This window comes from uncultured Modestobacter sp., from assembly GCF_947486615.1.
Classification (GTDB): domain Bacteria; phylum Actinomycetota; class Actinomycetes; order Mycobacteriales; family Geodermatophilaceae; genus Modestobacter.
Genome location: NZ_CANKUD010000003.1, coordinates 252,124 through 270,136, shown reverse-complemented (window position 1 = coordinate 270,136; position 18,013 = coordinate 252,124). Strand labels below are relative to the sequence as shown.

Sequence of the window (18,013 nt, the reverse complement as noted above, 5' to 3'; positions counted from 1 at the left end):
CATGCCGTCACTGCCACGCGGGTGCCACCCAGCGGGACGGCGTGGCGCGTCAGCCGGCCAGCAGCTCGCGGACCAGGTCGCCCACCGCGGCGGTCTCCAGCAGGAACCCGTCGTGGCCGTACGGCGAGCCGATGACCTGCAGCGGGACGTCGAGACCGTCGGCCACCTGCTGCTGCTGGGCGAGCGGGTAGAGCCGGTCGGAGTCGACGCCGGCCACCACCACGCGGGCGGTGACCCGGCCCAGCGCCGCCTCCACGCCACCCCGGCCGCGGCCGACGTCCCAGGTGTTTATCGCCTCGGTGAGCAGCACGTAGCTGCCGGCGTCGAAGCGGGCGGCCAGCTTGGTGGCGTGGTGCTCCAGGTAGGAGGCGACGGCGAACCGGCCGTCGTCCTGCACCCGGGCTCCGAAGCGGGACTCCAGCTCGCCGGCGCTGCGGTAGCTGAGGTGCGCGATCCGCCGGGCGACGCCCAGCCCGGCCACCGGGCCGGCGCCGGGGAGGTAGTCGCCACCGGCCCAGGCCGGGTCGCTGCGGACGGCGGCCTGCTGGGTGGTCTGGGTGCCGATCTGGTCGGCGCCGGCGACGGCGGCCGAGGCGAGGAAGAACAGCCGCTCGACCCGCTCGGGCCGGGACACCGCCCACTCCAGTGCCCGCATGCCGCCCATCGAGCCGCCGAGCACCGCCCGCCACCGGCCGATGCCCAGCGCGTCGGCGAGCGCGGCCTCCACCGCGACCTGGTCGCCGATGGTCAGCTCGGGGAACCGCGAGCCCCAGGGCGCGCCGTCCGGGGCGGTGGAGGAGGGGCCGGTCGTCCCCTGGCAGCCGCCGAGCACGTTGGCGCAGACGACGAACAGCTCACCGGTGTCCAGCGGAGCGCCCGGGCCGATCAGCGACGGCCACCAGCCGGGGGTGGCGTGGCCCGGCCCGGCGTCGCCCACCACGTGGCTGTCGCCGGTCAGCGCGTGCTCGACCAGCACCGCGTTGCCGCCGTCCGGGGCCAGGGTGCCCCAGGTCTCGAAGGCGACCCGAACGGCGGGCAGCTCGCCGCCGCGTCCGAGCCGGACCGGTCCGTCCAGGTCGAGAAACCGGCGGTGCCCGACCGGGTCGCCCTCCCGCCAGCCGCCGGTCCGGGAGCCGGCGCGCGCCGGCTCCCGGAGCACGTCAGGCGCCCTTCGCGGCCCGGAACCCGACCTCGAGGTCGGCGAGGATGTCCTCGATCCCCTCCAGGCCCACGGCGAGCCGCACCAGGCCCGGGGTGACGCCGGTGGTGGCCTGCTCCTCCGGGGTCAGCTGCGAGTGCGTGGTCGACGCCGGGTGGATGACCAGGCTGCGCACGTCGCCGATGTTGGCCACGTGGCTGTGCAGCTCGAGCGCCTCTACGAACCGCTTGCCGGCCTCGATGCCGCCGCGGACGTCGAAGGCCAGCACCGCACCGGCCCCACGCGGGGCGTACTTCTGCTGGGCGGAGTGCCAGGGGGAGGAGGGCAGCCCGGCGTAGTGCACCGACTCCACCTCGTCCCGGGACTCCAGCCACTCGGCGACCCGCTGGGCGTTGGCCACGTGCCGCTCCATCCGCAGCGACAGCGTCTCGATGCCCTGCACCACCAGCCAGGCGTTGAACGGCGAGATCGACGGGCCGAGGTCGCGCAGCAGCTGCACGCGGGCCTTGAGCGCGTAGGCCGGTGCGCCGAGGTCGGCGTAGACCACGCCGTGGTAGCTCGGGTCGGGCTCGGTGAAGCCGGGGAACGTGCCGCCGGTCCAGGCGAAGTTGCCGGAGTCGACGATGACCCCGGCGATCGCGGTGCCGTGCCCGCCCAGGTACTTGGTGGCGGAGTGGACGACGACGTCGGCGCCGTGCTCGATCGGCCGGATCAGGAACGGCGTGGCGACGGTGTTGTCCACGATCAGCGGCACGCCGTTGCGGTGCGCCACCTCCGACACCGCGGAGATGTCCAGGACGTCGCCCTTCGGGTTGCCGATCGTCTCGGCGTAGAAGGCCTTGGTGTTCTCCTGCACCAGCGACTGCCAGTTCTCCGGGTCGTCGGGGTCCTCGACGAAGGAGACGGTGATGCCCATCTTCGGCAGCGAGTGGTGCAGCAGGTTGTAGGTGCCGCCGTAGAGCGAGGCGGAGGCGACGACGTGGCTGCCGGCCTCGGCGACGTTCAGGATCGCCAGGGTCTCCGCGGCCTGCCCGCTGGCCACCGCCAGCGCGGCGACCCCGCCCTCCAGCGAGGCGACGCGCTGCTCCAGCGCGTCCTGCGTCGGGTTCATGATCCGGGTGTAGATGTTGCCCATCTCGGCGAGGGCGAACAGGTCCGCGGCGTGCTGGCTGTCCCGGAACTGGTAGCTCGTCGTCGCGTAGATCGGCAGCGCGCGGGCGCCGGTGGTCGGGTCGGGGGCCGCCCCGGCGTGGATCTGCCGGGTCTCGAAGCTCCAGCCGCTGGGTTCGGTCATGCGCCTACCTCCTGGGATCGCCGGAGCACCCACGGCGCGGAGGGCTCCGTCCTTGCCGGACGGCGGTCGCCGCCCAGCCAGCTCTTCCCCTGGGAGCACCTCGGACGGAGTCGAGGTTGCCGGGCAGCAAGCCAGGTGCTTGTCGCTGCCTCTCGTGAGCTGGTCCGATCCTAGGACGACGCCCCGGTGCGCGCACACTCCCCTGCGTGCGGGTGGCGATCAGGGTCCGGCCGGGGGCGGGCCGGACGGCGGTGGGCGGCGAGCACGACGGCGCGCTCGTGGTCCGGGTGAGCGCCCGCGCGGTGGACGGCAAGGCCACCGAGGCGGCGCTGGCCGCGGTCGCCGACGCGTTCGGCGTCCGCCGGTCCGCGGTCACGCTGGTCACCGGTGCGACGTCCCGCACCAAGGTGGTCGAGGTCGACGGCGGCACCGACACGGCGCTGCGGGCCCTGGTGGGCACCTGACCGGCGTGCTTCGATGCCGGGCATGGGGTGGCCGGAGTTCGCACTCGTCGTGCTGGCTGCGGGGCTGCTGATGATGCTCCTCGCCCGGGCCGAGGTGGTGGCGGCCCGGCGCCGCGGGCAGGCCGCGGCCCAGCTCGCCGCGCTGGAGCGGAAGGTCGACGCGATCGCCGAGCACCTCGGGGTGGTCGTGCCCGACCCGCACCACCCGGAGGTCGTCCTGCTGCTGGACCAGGGGCAGCAGGTCGCCGCGATCAGGCAGTACCGCGAGGAGACCGGCGCCGACCTGCTCACCGCGAAGAACGCGGTGGAGGAGATGGCCCGCCGGCTCTGAGCCGTCTCGCTCCGGTGCTCAGCCGGCCAGGGCGGCGATGGCAGCGCGGGCGTCGGCGACCGGCAGGGCCATCGTGGCGTCCCCGACCGGCAGCTCGACCCGGACGACGTTCGGGTCGGCGGTGGGCATCGCGCGCTCCCAGGTCCACAGACCCTGGTCGGCGGCGAGCGTGCGCACGGCGGCGCCGAAGGCCTCCGGGGTGGTGCGCAGCACCAGGTGCAGCATCGGCGTCTGCGGCGGGTCGGGCAGCACGGTGACCCCGGGCAGGCCGCGGACGGCGTCGGCGATCTCCCGGGCCCGGTCCAGGTAGGCCGGCATCAGCGGCAGCCGGCGGCGCAGGCAGCTCAGTGCCGAGGCCGCGCCCGGCCACATGCCGAACAGCGTGCCGCCCAACCGGCGCCGCCACTCCCGCACCTCGGCGACGACGTCGTCCGGGCCGGCCAGGCAGCAGCCGGCCAGCGCGCCGATGCCCTTGTAGAAGCTGACGTAGGTGGTGTCGAACAGCGCGGCGACCTCCGCCGGGGGCCGGTCGTAGCCGGCGGCAGCCTCCCACAGCCGGGCGCCGTCCAGGTGGGCGGCCGCGCCCCGCTCCCGGGCCCAGGTCACCTGGGCGACCAGGTCGTCCCACGGTGGGAGCTGCCCGCCCAGGTCGCGCTGCGGCAGCTCCACCACCAGCGCGGCGGGCTGCTCGGCGACGTCGTCCAGGTCGGTGCGGGCCAGCAGCCGGTCGCGGGCGCCGGCCGGGCGGCCGATGAGGCCCTGCAGCCGCTCCAGCGGGCGGCCCTCGTGCACGTCGAGGTGGCTCTGCGGGTGGAAGACGACGGTGCGGCGGCCGCGCCGGTCGGCGTGCACCCGCAGCGCGGCCTGCTGGGCCATGATCCCGCTGGGCAGGTACACCGCCGCCGGCTGCCCGAGCAGCTCGGCGACCTCGCCCTCCAGCTCGCCGACCACGCCGCCGTCCCCGTACCGGTCGACCGCGGTGTCGGTGGGGATCGTGGCCAGCAGGTCGGCGGCGGTCTGCGGGCCGTGCCCGGTCAGCGCGCGGTCGCAGGACCGGCGGAGTGCGGTGAGGTCGTCCACGGGGACAGCCTGGGGGAGGCTGTCGGGGTGCGCGCGCTGGTGTTCGAGGAGTTCGGTGGTCCGCTGACGGTCCGGGCGGTGCCCGATCCGGAGCCGGCGCCGGACGGCGTCGTCGTCCGGGTCGGCGCCAGCGGCATCTGCCGCAGCGACTGGCACGGCTGGTCCGGCCACGACCCGGACGTCGTCCTGCCGCACGTGCCCGGCCACGAGCTGGCCGGCACGGTGGCCGCGGTGGGCAGCCGGGTGCGGAACTGGTCGGTGGGTGACCGGGTGACCGTGCCGTTCGTCTGCGCCTGCGGGTACTGCGCGCCGTGCCGGGAGGGCGCCGGGCAGGTGTGCCTGAACCAGACCCAGCCCGGGTTCACCCACTGGGGCTCGCTGGCCGAGCTCGTCGCCCTGGACGCCGCCGACGTCAACCTCGTCGCGCTGCCGGAGGGGATGTCGTTCGCCACGGCGGCCAGCCTGGGCTGCCGGTTCGCCACCGCCCACCGGGCCGTCACCGGGGTCGGCCAGGTGCGGCCGGGGGAGTGGGTGGCCGTGCACGGCTGCGGCGGGGTGGGGCTGTCCGCCGTCCAGGTCGCCGTCGCCGCCGGCGCCCGGGTGGTCGCCGTCGACGTCGCCCCGGGGGCGCTGGAGCTGGCCCGTGCCTTCGGCGCGGAGCACGTGGTGGACGGCGCGGGCGACGTCCCGGCGCAGATCGCCGAGCTGACCGGCGGCGGCGCGCACGTCTCGCTGGACGCCCTCGGCGCGGCGGTGACCTGCCAGAACTCCGTCCGGAGCCTGCGGCGGCGCGGCCGGCACGTGCAGGTCGGCCTGCTGCCGCCGGCGCTCGGCCGCCCGGAGATCCCGATGGAGCTGGTGATCGCCGGCGAGCTCGCGCTGCTCGGCAGCCACGGCATGGCCGCCGCCGACTACCCGGCGATGCTCTCGCTGATCGCCGCCGGCCGGCTGCGCCCGGAGCTGCTGGTCACCCGCGAGCTGGGCCTGGACGACGCCGGCGCGGCGCTGGCCGCGATCGGCCGGGAGCCGGGGATCGCGGTCGTCACCTCGTTCTGAGCGGCTCAGTCGGTCGTCGTCGTCGTCGCCTCGTCGTCGGTGACGTCGGTCGGCTCGGGCTCCGTCGTCTCGTCCTCGGTGGTCTGGCTGGTCGAGGGCGGCGTGCGGGTGGTCTGCGCCGGCGTGCTGGTCTGCACCGGGGTGCGGCTGGGGGACCGCGTCGGGGTGGTCACCGGCTCCTCGTCCTCGCCGTCGTCCGCCGGGACCGGGGTGCTCGGCGCCGTGGGCGTGCTGGTCGGCGTCGGGGTCGTCGTGGTGCGGGCGTCGCTGGGGATCAGCGAGTTGGGCACGGGCACCGTCTCCCCGCTGGGCAGGACGACGTCGGTGGTACCGCTGTCCGGGCGGGGGAGCAGCAGGTTGAGCACGAACAGCACCGCGAACAGCGCGCCGATCACCAGCGTCGACGTGCGCGCCCGGCCGATCCGGGCCGGCACGTGCCGGTGCCACAGCGACGTCCCGCGGGTGGCCGGCGCGGCGTTCGCGGACGGCTGCTCGACGGTCTGCTGCGGCAGCACCGTGGTGGGCTGCTCGTCGGCGGGCCGGGTCATGCGGCACCTCCGCTGCGGGCCCGGTCCTCGGCCAGCGCCTCGTCCTGGACGCTCACGCCGTCGGTCGCGCTGGTGGCCCGCAGCGACACGCCCTCGCGGGACAGCGCCAGCGCCACCCGGGCGCGCAGGTCACGGCCCACGTCGAACTGCTTGCCCGGCAGCGTCCGGGCGACGACCCGCAGGTTCACCTCGTCCAGCGACAGGCTCTCCACGCCCATCACGGTGGGCTCGTCGAGCAGCAGCTTGTGCAGCCGGGGCGAGTCGTAGGCCTGCTTGCCGACCTCGCGCAGCACCTCCTGCACCCGGGTGACGTCGGCGGTGGAGGGCACCGGCACGTCGACCACGGCCCGGGCCCAGTCGCGGGAGAGGTTGGTGACCTTGACGATCTGCCCGTTCGGCACGATCACCACCTCGCCGTCCACCGAGCGCACCCGGGTGATCCGCAGCGTGACGTCCTCGACCGTCCCGGACGCCGGTTCCATCCCGCCGACCACCTGGATGGCGACCACGTCGCCGAACCCGTACTGCCGCTCGGTGATCAGGAAGAAACCGGCCAGCACGTCGCCGACCACCCGCTGGGCGCCGAAGCCCAGCCCGACGCCGAGCACGGTGGCCGGCGCGACCAGACCGGTGACCGGGAGCCCGAGGGTGTCCAGCACGAAGAAGATCGCGATCGACCAGATCAGCACGATCGCCGCCCAGCTGATCACCTGGGTCAGGGAGTGCCGGTGCTTGGCGGCCTCCGAGCGCACCAGCGCGTCGGAGCCGGTCTCGGCGGCGTCGATCCGGTCGGTGATCCGGTTGGCCGCCCAGCTCACCAGCCGGGCCAGCAGGACCGCGCCGAGGACGATCAGCAGCGCGTCCAGGGCGGGGCCGCGGAGCCAGTACAGCGTGTCGGTGACCGGGCCTGCTGCGAGCACGTTCATCGTCGTCCAGTGTGGCCTGCCGGCGCCTCCGGTGGGTGGCCGGGGGGCTCCGGAACGCGACCGGCCGAGACGCGATCGTGATCACCTGCGTTTGCGCTCAGCGGGCCGCAGGGAGCACGGTGTCCTGCGGAGACGGCGCTCCAGTCACGGGGCCGCCGTCCGACCTGTGCGCCGACCCGATTGGAGGGGCGCCCACCAGGCGCCACACCACGTGACCACGACACCCACTGATCCGCCCGGCCAGCAGCCGCGCGGCGCCACCAGCGCCGCCGAGGCCGCCGCGACGCCCGACCAGCCCGATCGGTCCGCCCAGACGATCGACGACGTGCTCGACCCCGAGGTGCCCAGCGACCTGCACCCGGCCATCGCCCAGCCGCCCGCGCACGAGGACGAGCGCCGGCCGCGGCTGGACAAGACCGTGTTCGGCGTCGCCGCCGTGGTCTCGCTGGCCTTCCTCGCCTGGGGGTTCGTCAGCCCGACCGGGCTGGGCACCGCCAGCGCCGACGCGCTGGGCTGGATCGAGGGCAACCTCGGCTGGTTCTTCGTGCTGCTCGCCTCGGCGGTGGTCGTCTTCGTCCTCTGGCTCGCGGCCAGCGCCTACGGCCGCATCCCGCTGGGCGGTGACGGCGAACGGCCGGAGTTCAAGACGATCAGCTGGATCGCGATGATGTTCAGCGCCGGAATGGGCATCGGCCTGATGTTCTTCGGCGTCTCCGAGCCGCTGTCGCACTTCGTCTCGCCACCGCCGGGCACCGTCGAGGGCGAGACCAACGAGGCCGTCACCACCGCGATGGCCACCACGCTCTTCCACTGGACGCTGCACCCGTGGGCGCTCTACGCCCTGGTCGGCCTGGCCGTCGCCTACGGCACCTACCGCCGCGGCCGCGGCCAGCTGCTCTCCTCCGCGTTCACCTCGCTGTTCGGCCGCGGGGTCGCCGAGGGGCCGGCCGGCAAGGTGATCGACGTCCTGGCGATCTTCGCCACGCTGTTCGGCACCGCCGCCTCGCTGGGCCTGGGCGCGCTGCAGATCGGCAGCGGGCTGGAGATCCTCGGCTGGCTCGGCCCGGTGGGCAACGCGGCCACCGTCGGCATCATCGCGGTGCTGACCGCTGCCTTCGTCGCCTCGGCCTTCTCCGGCGTCGCCCGCGGCATCCAGTGGCTGTCCAACATCAACGTCGTCCTGGCGTTCGTGCTGGCGCTGTTCGTCTTCGTCGTCGGCCCGACCGTGCTGATGCTGAACCTGGTGCCGACCGCGCTGGGCTCCTACGTCGCCGACCTGCCGGAGATGGCCGCCCGGACCAACGCCTCCGGCGGCGACCCGATGGCCGAGTGGCTGTCGGGCTGGACGGTCTTCTACTGGGCCTGGTGGATCTCCTGGACGCCGTTCGTCGGTGTCTTCCTCGCCCGGATCAGCCGCGGCCGCACCATCCGCGAGTTCATCGCCGGGGTGCTGCTGGTGCCCAGCGTCGTGACGCTGTTCTGGTTCGCGATCTTCGGCGGCGCCGGGATCGGCGCCCAGCGGTCCGGGGAGGACCTCGTCGGCCAGTCGACCGCCGAGGGCCAGCTGTTCGGCCTGCTGCAGGGGCTGCCCTGGGCCACGGTCACCAGCGTGCTGGTGATGCTGCTGGTGGGGATCTTCTTCGTCACCGGTGCGGACTCCGCCTCCATCGTGATGGCGTCGCTCTCCGAGCGGGGCACCCGGGAGCCGACCTCGAAGATGGTCGTGTTCTGGGGCCTGCTGACCGGCGGTGTGGCCGCCGTGATGCTGCTCGTCGGAGGCGACGAGGCGCTGCAGGGGCTGCGGAACCTCACGATCATCGCCGCCCTGCCGTTCGCACTGGTGATGATCGGCCTGGCGATCGCGCTCACCAAGGACCTGCGCTCGGACCCGATGGCGCTGCGCCGGGCCTACGCCAACGAGGCCGTCGAGCAGGCCGTGGTGGAGGGCATCACCCGGCACGGTGACGACTTCGCCCTGGTCGTCGAGCACAGCCAGGACGGCGACGGTCAGCCGCGGACCGTCGTCTCGTCGAAGGGCCCCGAGGAACCGCGGGCCTGACCCGCTCCACCCAGTGGCCCCCTCGCCGACCGGCGAGGGGGCCACTGGCCGTCCGGGGCGCCGTGGGGCCGGGCCGCGGAGTCAGCGCAGGCGGCGGACCGGGACCACCATCGGGGTGCCGGTGACCGGGTCGGGGACGACGCGGGCCTCCAGCTCGAAGACGTCGGCCAGCAGCTGCTCGGTGAGCACCTCCGCGGGGGTGCCGGCGGCGACCAGGACGCCGTCCTTCATCGCCACCAGGCGCTGGGCGTAGCGGGCGGCCAGGTTCAGGTCGTGCAGGACGACGACCACGGTGCGCCCCCGCTCGGTGTGCAGCCGGCCGACCAGCTCCAGCACGTCCACCTGGTGGGCCAGGTCGAGGTAGGTGGTCGGCTCGTCCAGCAGCAGCAGGTCGGTGCCCTGGGCCAGTGCCATGGAGATCCAGGCGCGCTGCCGCTGCCCGCCGGAGAGGGCGTCGACCGGGGCGTCGGCCAGCTCGGCCATGTCGGTCCAGCGCAGCGCCTCGGCGACCACCGCCTCGTCGTCGGAGGACCACTGCCGCAGCCAGCTCTGGTGCGGGTGCCGGCCGCGGGCGACCAGGTCGGCCACGGTCAGGCCCTCCGGGGCCAGCGGGGTCTGCGGCAGCAGGCCGAGCACCTTGGCGACCTCGCGGGTCGGGGTGGAGGTGATCGCCCGGCCGTCGAGCAGCACGCTGCCGGCGGTGGGGCGCAGCAGCCGGCCCAGCGCCTTGAGCAGGGTGGACTTGCCGCAGCCGTTGGGGCCGACGATCGCGGTGAACGACCCGTCGGTGAGCTGCAGGTCCAGGTCGTCGACGACGACCTTCTCCCCGTAGGCCAACCGGACGCGCTCGGCGGCCAGGCGCACCCGGTCCGTCGGCGTGGTGGTGGGGGTGTCGAGAGCGGTCACAGGGTCGATCGCCGCCTTCCGCGGACGAGGAGCCAGAGCAGGTAGGGCGCGCCGACCACCGCGGTGACCACCCCGACGGGGAAGGCCTCGGTGAGCACGGTGCGCGCCGTGAGGTCGCTGGCCACCAGCAGCAGCGCGCCGAGCAGGCCGGAGGCGATCAGCGGGGGCCGGGAGCCCCCGGTGAGCCGGACGGCGATCTGCGGCACGACGAGCGCGACGAACTGGATCGGCCCGGCCGCGGAGACGGCGAACGCGGCCAGCGCGACGGCCACCACGACGACGGTGCCCTGGGCGAGCGGCACCCGCACCCCCAGCCCGCGGGCGGTCTCGTCGCCGAACTGCAGCACGTTGAGCACCCGCCCCAGCGCGAGCGCGGCCGGCACCAGCACCGCCAGGGCGAGCGCCAGGGGCAGGACGTCGTCCCAGCCCCGGCCGTTGAGCGAGCCGGTGATCCAGACGTTGGCCGCGGCGGCGTCCCAGATGGTGCTGCGGGTGAGCAGGTACTGCACCACCGCGTGGGACATCGCGGACAGGCCGACCCCGATGAGCACCAGGCGGTAGCCGTCGACGCCCTTGCGCCAGGCCAGGCCGAACACCGCGAAGGCGATGACGAACCCGCCGAGCAGGGCGGCCAGCGGCAGCCCGATGCCGCCGAGCACCCCGGCGGCGGTCGTGCCGGTGCCGGCGAAGACGATCACGCTGACCGCGCCGATCGCCGCGCCGCCGTTGACGCCCAGGATGTCCGGGCTGGCCAGCGGGTTGCGGGCGAAGGTCTGGATCAGCGCGCCGGACATGCCCAGCGCCAGGCCGACGAGCACGGCGGCGACGATCCGCGGGGCGCGCAGCTCGGTGACGATGAACCGCTGCGTGTCATCGCCCAGCCCGACCAGTGCCCCGAGCACCTGCGGGATGCTGATCGGGTAGTCACCGCGCCCCATGCTGATCGCGGCGGCCAGCAGCAGCACGACCACCGTCGCCAGCGGCACGACCAGCTGGCGGAGCCGGTAGGTGGCCGAGACCGACCCGGCCCGCAGCACCCGGCGGGGCCGGCTGCGCTGCTCGGGGGCCCGGGTCGGAGCGGTCAGGGTCACAGCGTCACCAGCCGGCGACGGCGGACGAGGGCGATGAAGAACGGCGTGCCGACGACGGCCAGGACGATGCCCACCTGCAGCTCGCCGGGGCGGGCGACCACCCGGCCCAGCACGTCGGCCAGCAGCAGGAACACGATCCCCAGCAGGCCGGAGTACGGCACCAGCCAGCGGTGGTCGGGCCCGGTGACCGCCCGGGCGACGTGCGGCACGACCAGCCCGACGAAGGCGATCGGCCCGCAGGCGGCGGTCGCGGCACCGGTGAGCAGGGTGATCGCGCCGAGCCCGACGCTGCGGGCCACCCAGATCCGCTGGCCCAGGCCGCGGGCGACGTCCTCGCCGAGGTTGAGCAGGTTCAGCGCCGGGGCGTTGAGCAGGGCGAGCAGCAGGCCGACGACGACGAAGGGGGCCACCTGGGTGGCGACCGAGGCGTCCCGGCCGGCCAGGGCGCCGACGATCCAGAAGCGGTAGGCGTCCAGGGTGTCGGTGCTGCTGATGGTGATCGAGGAGACCAGCGCGAACAGCAGGGCGCTGAGCGCGGTGCCGGCCAGCGCCAGGCTGACCGGGGTGGCACCGCCCCGGCCGGAGCCGATCGCGAAGACGGCGACGCTGCCCAGCAGGGCCCCGGCGAAGGCGAACCAGACGTAGGCGCTCGGGGTGGACAGCCCGAGCACGGAGATGGACAGCACCACGGCGAACGCGGCACCGGCGGTGACCCCCAGCAGGCCCGGGTCGCCCAGCGGGTTGCGGGTGTGCCCCTGCATCAGCGCACCCGACACGCCCAGCGCCAGCCCGGCCAGCACGCCGAGCAGGGTTCGGGGCACCCGCAGCTCCCGGATGATCACCGTCTCGTCGCCCGGGGTGGACGCGTCGGTGAGCGCCTGCCAGACGGTGCCCAGGCCGATCGGCCGGGTGCCCACGGTGATGCTCAGCGCGCAGACCGCCAGCACCAGCAGGAGCAGCAGCCACAGGCCCAGCGATCGGCCGACCGCGCCCCGGAGCAGTCCCCGGCGCGGGGTCGCAGCGATCGCCTCCTCGGGGGGCCCGGTGGCCGTGCGCTGCGCCACGTGCGACTCCTGGGGACGGCGGTCAGCCGGGTCCCGGCCGGATTGGTGAGGCTGACCTTACCCACTTGCGCGGGCGGGGGGAGTGACGAAGCCGACTCCACCCCGTCGGCGGAACGGGCCGGTTCACCGCCCGCGGCCCGCACCATGGTGCTCGTGCCCGGACCAGACCCCCGGCCGCGGTGGCCGTGGCGGCGACTGGCGGCCGGCTACGGGGTCGCCGGCACCGCGGTGCTGCTCGCCGTCGGCGTGGTCGGCGACCGGACGGCGGCCACCTACACGGCCGCGCTGTTCTCCGCCTGGTGGCTGGCCCCGGCGCCGGCGTTGCTCGTGCTGGCCGCCGTCCGCCGGGCCTGGCGGGTCGTCGCGGCGCTGCTGGTGCCGGCCGTCGCCGTCCTGGTGCTGCAGGGGCCGTACCTGGTCAACCGGTTCACCGGGGACGACGCCGCCGCCGACCTGCGGGTGGCCGCCTACAACGTGACGCACGGACGGCCGCTGGACGGCCTGCGCGCGCTGGTCGAGCAGGAGCGGCCCGACGTAGTGCTGCTCCAGGAGGTCACGGTGGCCCGGCGGGCCGAGCTGCGGGCCCTGGCCGACTACCCCCACCTGCACCTCGGGCCGCTGACCGGCGGCCGGCTGGGCGACGGGGACGCCGTGCTGTCCCGGCACCCGATCGTCGGCGCCGACCGGGTGACCGGGCTGCCGGCCGGCGCCCGCGCGACCGACCTGGTCACCCTGGACGTCGACGGGCGGGAGCTCGACGTGCTCTCGGTGCACCTGGCCTCGCCGTGCGTCGGCTGCACACCCGCCGGGGGTGAGGCCAACCCCGCCGGCGGCACCGGCGAGGCGGCGCGCACCCGGGTGGCCGAGGCCCGGCGCTACGCCGAGGTCGTCGCCGGGCTGGTCGACCGGGGCCGGCCGGTGGTGCTCGGCGGCGACCTCAACTCCTCCCCGCTGAACCGGCCGCTGCACGTGCTGACCCGCGCCGGCCTGACCGACGTGCACCGGGCGGTGGGCACCTGGCCGGCGCTCACCCGCGGACCCGGGCCCGGGGTGGCCCGGGTGGACGCCGTGCTGGTCAGCGGCCTGCGCCCGCTGAGCAGCAGGGAAGGCGACCGGGGGGCGAGCACCCACTCCCCGATGGTCGCCGACCTCGCCTGGCCCTGAACGAGCCTGGCCCTGAACGAGCCTGGCCCTGAACGAGCCCGGCCCCGAACGAGCCCGGCCCTGACCGGGCCCGTGTCCTGGCCGACGGGGTCCTGGACGACGGTCAGCGGGGCGGGGCGATCCCGGCGACGACCAGGTCGGCGAGCTCCCGGTAGGCGGCGGCGTCGTCCAGGCCGGTGGCGGCGGTGACGTCGCCCCGGTGGATCGCGCTCATCACCGCGGCGACCGCGACGCCGACGAACGAGGGGTGCACCGGCCGGATGGTGCCGGCGGCGACCCCCTCCCGGACCAGCTGCTGCACCCGGTCGGCGGCGGCGCGGGTGTTGCGCTGGTAGATCTCCCGGGCGGGGGCGAAGGCGGCGAGGTCGGCGAAGAACGCCGGTGAGGCGGGCTGGAGCTGAGCGGCGACGGTGAGCAGGTAGCAGCTGATCCGTTCCCGGTGGTCGCCGGGGCCGGTGGCCTGCTGCTCGACCGCGGTCGTCGCACGCTGGAAGAAGCGCTTGACCGCGGCCACGACCAGCTGTTCCTTGCTCGCCGCGATGCCGTAGAGCGTGGTCTTGGAGCAGTGCAGCCGGCGGGCCAGCTCGTCGAGGGTGAAGGCGGCGAAGCCCTCGGCCAGGAAGACCGCGACCAGCTCGTCGAGCAGCGCCGCGCGCCGCGTCGAGCTGCGGGTGCTGCGGGTGTCCAGCGACGTCATGGCCCTCCTCCGGAGTACCGGAGGGTAACAACGGCGCGCGGTTGAGTACCCGGCTCAGTACTGCGTACCGTTCGGCAGTACTGCAACCAGTCCGGGACGACGGCGTCCCGGACCTCCTGGAGGTGCGCTGTGCCCGTTCGTCGTCTGGTCCCCACGCAGGAGGCCGCCGACCTGCTCGACCTCACCCGGCAGCTGGCCCGCGACGAGCTCGCCCCCCGGGCCGCCGCGGCGGAGGCGGACGAGGAGTTCCCCCGCGACGTCTTCCGCACCCTCGGCCGGGCCGGACTGCTGGGCCTGCCCTACGCCGAGGAGCTGGGTGGTGGCGGGCAGCCCTACGAGGTCTACCTGCAGGTGCTCGAGGAGATCGCCGCCGCCTGGGCCAGCGTCGGCGTCGGGGTGAGCGTGCACGGGCTCTCCTGCTTCGGCCTGGCCACCCGGGGCACGCCGGAACAGCAGCGCTGGCTGCCGGAGATGCTGGGCGGCGAGCAGCTGGGCGCCTACTGCCTCTCCGAGCCGCACGCCGGCTCCGACCCCGCGGCGATGCGCACCCGCGCCGTGCGGGACGGCGACTCCTACGTCCTCACCGGCGAGAAGGCCTGGACCACCCACGGCGGGCACGCGGACTTCTACAAGGTCATGGCCCGCACCTCCGACGACGGCGCCCGTGGCATCTCCTGCTTCCTGGTGCCCGCCGACAGCGCGGGGCTGTCCGCGGACACCGCCGAGCGCAAGATGGGGCTCACCGGCTCGACCACCGCCACCATGCGGTTCGACGGCGTCCGGGTCGACGCCGACCGCCGGCTGGGCGAGGAGGGCGAGGGCCTGTCGATCGCCCTCGCCGGGCTGGACGCCGGCCGGCTGGGGATCGCCGCCGTCGCCACCGGCCTGGCCCAGGGCGCGCTGGACGACGCGGTCGCCTACGCGCAGGAGCGGGAGACCTTCGGCAAGCCGATCATCGAGCACCAGGGCCTGGGCTTCCTGCTCGCCGACATGGCCGCCGCCGTCGAGACCGCCCGGGCGACCTACCTGTCCGCGGCCCGGCTGCGCGACGCCGGCCAGCCCTACGGCCAGCAGGCCTCGATCGCCAAGCTGGTGGCCACCGACAACGCGATGAAGGTGACCACCGACGCCGTCCAGGTGCTCGGCGGGTACGGCTACACCCGCGACTTCCCGGTCGAGCGGTACATGCGCGAGGCGAAGGTCATGCAGATCTTCGAGGGCACCAACCAGATCCAGCGCCTGGTGATCAGCCGCGCCCTGGCCCGCGGCGGCGCCCCCACCACCACCGTCGTCCCCTGAGGGGCTTCGCCGTACGCGAGTGACAGCTGAGCGGGGCGTGGACCCGCCGGAAACCCCGCTCACCTGTCACTCGACGCCGGGCGTCGGCCAGGCGAGACCGCCAAAATGGCCATTTTGGCGGCCGTGGGGTGGGCCTAGGGTGCGGGCATGTGTCGGAACATCCACGTCCTGCACAACCTGGAGCCCGCCACCACCTCCGACGAGGTGCGGGCGGCGGCGCTGCAGTACGTGCGCAAGGTCAGCGGGTCGGCCAAGCCGTCGCAGGCGAACCAGGCGGCGTTCGACCGGGCGGTCGAGGCGATCGCGCACGCCACCGAGCACCTGCTCGCCGAGCTGGTCACCACCGCCCCGCCCAAGGACCGCGAGGTGCTCGCCGCCCAGGCCCGCGCCCGCGCCGCCGTCCGCTACGCCCGCTGACGGCACCGGCCCGGCCCCCACGAGGGGAGCCGGGCCGGTGTCTGGACGTCCCGCCCTGAGGCGGGGGCGGTGTCAGGCGGGCTGCATCGAGCCGAGCACGGCGCGGACGTCGGCCGGGCTCTGCGCCGCCTCGAGGCGGGCGACCTGCTCGGGGTCGACGAAGACCTCCGCGATCCGGCCGAGCAGCTTCAGGTGGTCGTCGCCCGCGCCGGCGACGCCGATCACGAACGAGACGTCCTTGCCGTTCCAGTCGATGCCCCGGTCGTACCGGACGAAGGAGATCGCCGTCCGGTGGATGGCCGGCTTGGCCTCGTTCGTGCCGTGCGGGAGCGCCAGGCGGTTGCCCATGTAGGTGGACACCGAGGTCTCCCGCTCGTGCATCGCCTGGACGTAGGAGGCGTCGACCGCCCCCGCGGCGACCAGCAGCTCGCCGGCCTCGGCGATGGCCCCGTCCCGGGTGGCAGCGCTGCCGTTCAGGACGATGCTCTCCACGGCCAGGACGTCGGTGCCGTCGTCGTTGAGCCGTGCCACGCCACCGGCCGCGGCGGGCGCGGTGGCCTCGCGGCCGGGCACCGCGGCGCCGTCCGGCGCGGCAGCGGCGGTGGCGGCCGCGGCCCCGGGGCCGGCGTTGGTGCGCTGGAGCATCTCGACGATCTCGTCGTAGCGCGGGCTGGACATGAAGTCCGAGACCGACACGTGCACCGCCGAGCCGGTCTTCTGCTGGGCTCGCTCGGTGAGGTCCTCGTGGGTGACGACCAGGTCGTAGCTGTCGGTCAGGCTGGAGATGGCCTTGTTGACGACGGTGACGTCGCCGAACCCGGCGCCCTGCACCTTCTTGCGCAGCACCGAGGCGCCCATGGCCGAGGAGCCCATGCCGGCGTCGCAGGCGAACACGATCGAGTGGATCGGGCCATCGGTGCGGGCGGCACCGGCGCCGGTCAGCGCGGAGGCGACCGAGGACTTCTTGCCCTTGTTCGCCTCCATCGCGGCGGTCGCGGCGGTCAGGTCACCGTCGTCGTCCTTGTCCAGCTTCAGCAGGAAGGCGGCGACCAGGAACGTGACACCGGCGGCGACCAGCACCGAGGCGGTGACGCCGACCAGGCTGCTCGGCGGGGAGGCTGCCCAGACGGCGATGATCGAGCCGGGGGAGGCCGGCGAGCGCAGACCCGAGCCGAACAGCAGGTTGGTGGCCACGCCGGCCATGCCGCCGAGGATGACCGCGGCGATCAGCTTCGGCTTGGCCAGCACGTAGGGGAAGTAGATCTCGTGGATGCCGCCGATGAACTGGATGAGGATCGCGCCCGGCGCCGATGCCTTGGCCGCACCCCGGCCGAACAGGGCGAAGGCGAGCAGCAGGCCCAGGCCCGGGCCGGGGTTGGCCTCGAGCAGGAAGAGGATCGACTGCCCGACCTCGGCCGCCTCGGTGGTGCCGAGCGGGGTGAGGATGCCCTGGTTGATGGCGTTGTTCAGGAAGAGGATCTTGGCCGGCTCGATGAAGATCGAGGTCAGCGGCAGCAGGTTGCTCTCGACCAGGGTGTCGACGACGTTGGACGCCAGGTTGCTGAAGGCCTGCACGAGCGGGCCGGCCCCGACGAAGCCGAGGACGGCCAGGATGCCGCCCCAGATGCCGGCGGAGAAGTTGTTGACCAGCATCTCGAAGCCGGGGCGGATCTTGTGCGCCCACAGCGCGTCGAGCTTCTTCATCGACCAGCCGGCGAACGGGCCCATGACCATGGCGCCCAGGAACATCGGCACGTCGGCGCCGGTGACCGCGCCCATCGTGGCGATGGCGCCGACGACCCCGCCGCGGAGGTTGTCGTCGTACATCATCCGGCCGCCGGTGTAGCCGATGAGCAGCGGCAGCAGGTAGGTGATCATCGGGCCGACGATCCCGGTCTCCTCGGCGCCGGAGCCCCACGCGCCGAGGTCCTCGACGAAGCCGTAGCCCCCGCTGTAGCCGAGTGCGTCACCGATGGTGGTGATCCAGCCGGTCTCGATGAAGAGGGCGGTGATCAGCCCCCAGGCGATGAAGGCGCCGATGTTCGGCAGCACCATGTTCGACAGGAAGGTGCCGAACCGTTGGACGTGCAGCCGGACCCCTCCCGATCGGGCGGCCGGGGGGTTCGTCGTGGCCATGGCGGACCTTCCTGGAGCTGGGGTGGAGTCGTTCGGCACGGAGTCGTCCCGAAGCGCGAGAGGTGTGCTCACAGTCCTGTGATCGGAGTCACGAGTCTGTGAGAGTGTCTGTATATATACCCGTGAAGCGACGGTCAAGGGGGTGAAAGCCACACGTTCACACCGAGAACCACGCAACCGGGCGGAACAGCAGGTCCTAGAGTGACCGGTGACACCAGCGGTGGGTCGCCTCAGCGCCGATGACCACGCACCGCCCCGCCGGCGGACCACCGCCTCGACGCACCATCGGTCGACGGGCGACCCGGTCGACGGCACCGGTCGG

Annotated in this window: 17 protein-coding genes and 1 riboswitch; of the genes, 7 read left to right on the top strand and 10 right to left on the bottom strand. The window is 74.5% G+C overall.

Going from position 1 to position 18,013, the window contains the following annotated elements:
- Positions 1 to 49: 49 nt before the first annotated feature.
- Positions 50 to 1,159: a homoserine O-acetyltransferase gene (locus Q1A09_RS07495; RefSeq protein WP_299953118.1), complete on the bottom strand. Its 1,110-nt coding sequence runs from the start codon at positions 1,157 to 1,159 to the stop codon at positions 50 to 52.
- Between the two features lies 1 nt (position 1,160).
- Complete coding sequence (locus Q1A09_RS07490) at positions 1,161 to 2,453, bottom strand: bifunctional o-acetylhomoserine/o-acetylserine sulfhydrylase (protein WP_299953115.1); 1,293 nt, start codon at positions 2,451 to 2,453, stop codon at positions 1,161 to 1,163.
- A 43-nt stretch (positions 2,454 to 2,496) separates the two neighbouring features.
- A riboswitch (SAM riboswitch) is annotated at positions 2,497 to 2,613 on the bottom strand.
- 52 nt (positions 2,614 to 2,665) lie between these two features.
- On the opposite strand from Q1A09_RS07490, the gene Q1A09_RS07485 reads away from it, so the two are divergent.
- A complete protein-coding gene (locus Q1A09_RS07485; RefSeq protein WP_299953113.1) occupies positions 2,666 to 2,917 on the top strand; it encodes a DUF167 domain-containing protein in 252 nt (83 codons plus the stop codon).
- A gap of 22 nt (positions 2,918 to 2,939) precedes the next feature.
- Positions 2,940 to 3,248, top strand: coding sequence for a hypothetical protein (locus Q1A09_RS07480; RefSeq protein ID WP_299953111.1), 309 nt, complete (start codon positions 2,940 to 2,942; stop codon positions 3,246 to 3,248).
- A gap of 18 nt (positions 3,249 to 3,266) precedes the next feature.
- Here the strand turns inward: Q1A09_RS07480 and Q1A09_RS07475 are convergent, their stop codons facing one another.
- Positions 3,267 to 4,328 carry a low specificity L-threonine aldolase gene (locus Q1A09_RS07475; RefSeq protein WP_299953109.1) on the bottom strand — a complete coding sequence of 354 codons (1,062 nt, stop codon included), beginning with the start codon at positions 4,326 to 4,328 and terminating at the stop codon, positions 3,267 to 3,269.
- 27 nt (positions 4,329 to 4,355) lie between these two features.
- On the opposite strand from Q1A09_RS07475, the gene Q1A09_RS07470 reads away from it, so the two are divergent.
- Positions 4,356 to 5,384 carry a zinc-binding dehydrogenase gene (locus Q1A09_RS07470; RefSeq protein ID WP_299953107.1) on the top strand — a complete coding sequence of 343 codons (1,029 nt, stop codon included), beginning with the start codon at positions 4,356 to 4,358 and terminating at the stop codon, positions 5,382 to 5,384.
- Between the two features lie 5 nt (positions 5,385 to 5,389).
- On the opposite strand, the gene Q1A09_RS07465 is transcribed toward Q1A09_RS07470, so the two are convergent.
- Positions 5,390 to 5,932: a hypothetical protein gene (locus tag Q1A09_RS07465; RefSeq protein WP_299953105.1), complete on the bottom strand. Its 543-nt coding sequence runs from the start codon at positions 5,930 to 5,932 to the stop codon at positions 5,390 to 5,392.
- A complete protein-coding gene (locus Q1A09_RS07460) occupies positions 5,929 to 6,858 on the bottom strand; it encodes a mechanosensitive ion channel family protein (protein WP_299953103.1) in 930 nt (309 codons plus the stop codon). The genes Q1A09_RS07465 and Q1A09_RS07460 overlap by 4 nt, the downstream gene beginning before the upstream one ends.
- A 211-nt stretch (positions 6,859 to 7,069) precedes the next feature.
- On the opposite strand from Q1A09_RS07460, the gene Q1A09_RS07455 reads away from it, so the two are divergent.
- Complete coding sequence (locus Q1A09_RS07455) at positions 7,070 to 8,917, top strand: BCCT family transporter (protein WP_299953101.1); 1,848 nt, start codon at positions 7,070 to 7,072, stop codon at positions 8,915 to 8,917.
- Between the two features lie 81 nt (positions 8,918 to 8,998).
- On the opposite strand, the gene Q1A09_RS07450 is transcribed toward Q1A09_RS07455, so the two are convergent.
- From Q1A09_RS07450 to Q1A09_RS07440, 3 genes are read right to left on the bottom strand one after another with little or no spacing between them, the layout of a single operon-like run.
- On the bottom strand, positions 8,999 to 9,823 hold the full coding sequence (locus Q1A09_RS07450) for an ABC transporter ATP-binding protein (RefSeq protein ID WP_299953099.1): 825 nt from the start codon (positions 9,821 to 9,823) through the stop codon (positions 8,999 to 9,001).
- Complete coding sequence (locus tag Q1A09_RS07445) at positions 9,820 to 10,914, bottom strand: iron chelate uptake ABC transporter family permease subunit (RefSeq protein ID WP_299953098.1); 1,095 nt, start codon at positions 10,912 to 10,914, stop codon at positions 9,820 to 9,822. Before Q1A09_RS07445 ends, Q1A09_RS07450 begins: the two co-directional genes overlap by 4 nt.
- Positions 10,911 to 11,978 carry an iron ABC transporter permease gene (locus Q1A09_RS07440; RefSeq protein ID WP_299953096.1) on the bottom strand — a complete coding sequence of 356 codons (1,068 nt, stop codon included), beginning with the start codon at positions 11,976 to 11,978 and terminating at the stop codon, positions 10,911 to 10,913. Before Q1A09_RS07440 ends, Q1A09_RS07445 begins: the two co-directional genes overlap by 4 nt.
- A 153-nt stretch (positions 11,979 to 12,131) precedes the next feature.
- On the opposite strand from Q1A09_RS07440, the gene Q1A09_RS07435 reads away from it, so the two are divergent.
- Entirely contained in the window at positions 12,132 to 13,142 is a 1,011-nt protein-coding gene (locus Q1A09_RS07435; RefSeq protein ID WP_299953094.1) for an endonuclease/exonuclease/phosphatase family protein, read from the top strand.
- 103 nt (positions 13,143 to 13,245) lie between these two features.
- Here Q1A09_RS07435 and Q1A09_RS07430 read toward each other — a convergent pair whose 3' ends face one another.
- Positions 13,246 to 13,839, bottom strand: a complete 594-nt coding sequence (locus Q1A09_RS07430) for a TetR/AcrR family transcriptional regulator (protein ID WP_299953092.1) — start codon at positions 13,837 to 13,839, stop codon at positions 13,246 to 13,248.
- Positions 13,840 to 13,968: 129 nt separating this feature from the next.
- Between Q1A09_RS07430 and Q1A09_RS07425 the strand changes: the two genes are divergently transcribed.
- The gene (locus Q1A09_RS07425) at positions 13,969 to 15,138 is read left to right on the top strand and encodes an acyl-CoA dehydrogenase family protein (RefSeq protein WP_299953089.1); all 1,170 of its coding nucleotides are present in this window, start codon (positions 13,969 to 13,971) and stop codon (positions 15,136 to 15,138) included.
- 147 nt (positions 15,139 to 15,285) lie between these two features.
- Entirely contained in the window at positions 15,286 to 15,555 is a 270-nt protein-coding gene (locus Q1A09_RS07420) for a DUF2277 domain-containing protein (RefSeq protein WP_299953087.1), read from the top strand.
- Positions 15,556 to 15,627: 72 nt separating this feature from the next.
- Here Q1A09_RS07420 and Q1A09_RS07415 read toward each other — a convergent pair whose 3' ends face one another.
- Complete coding sequence (locus tag Q1A09_RS07415; protein WP_299953084.1) at positions 15,628 to 17,691, bottom strand: PTS mannitol transporter subunit IICBA; 2,064 nt, start codon at positions 17,689 to 17,691, stop codon at positions 15,628 to 15,630.
- Positions 17,692 to 18,013: the final 322 nt, after the last annotated feature.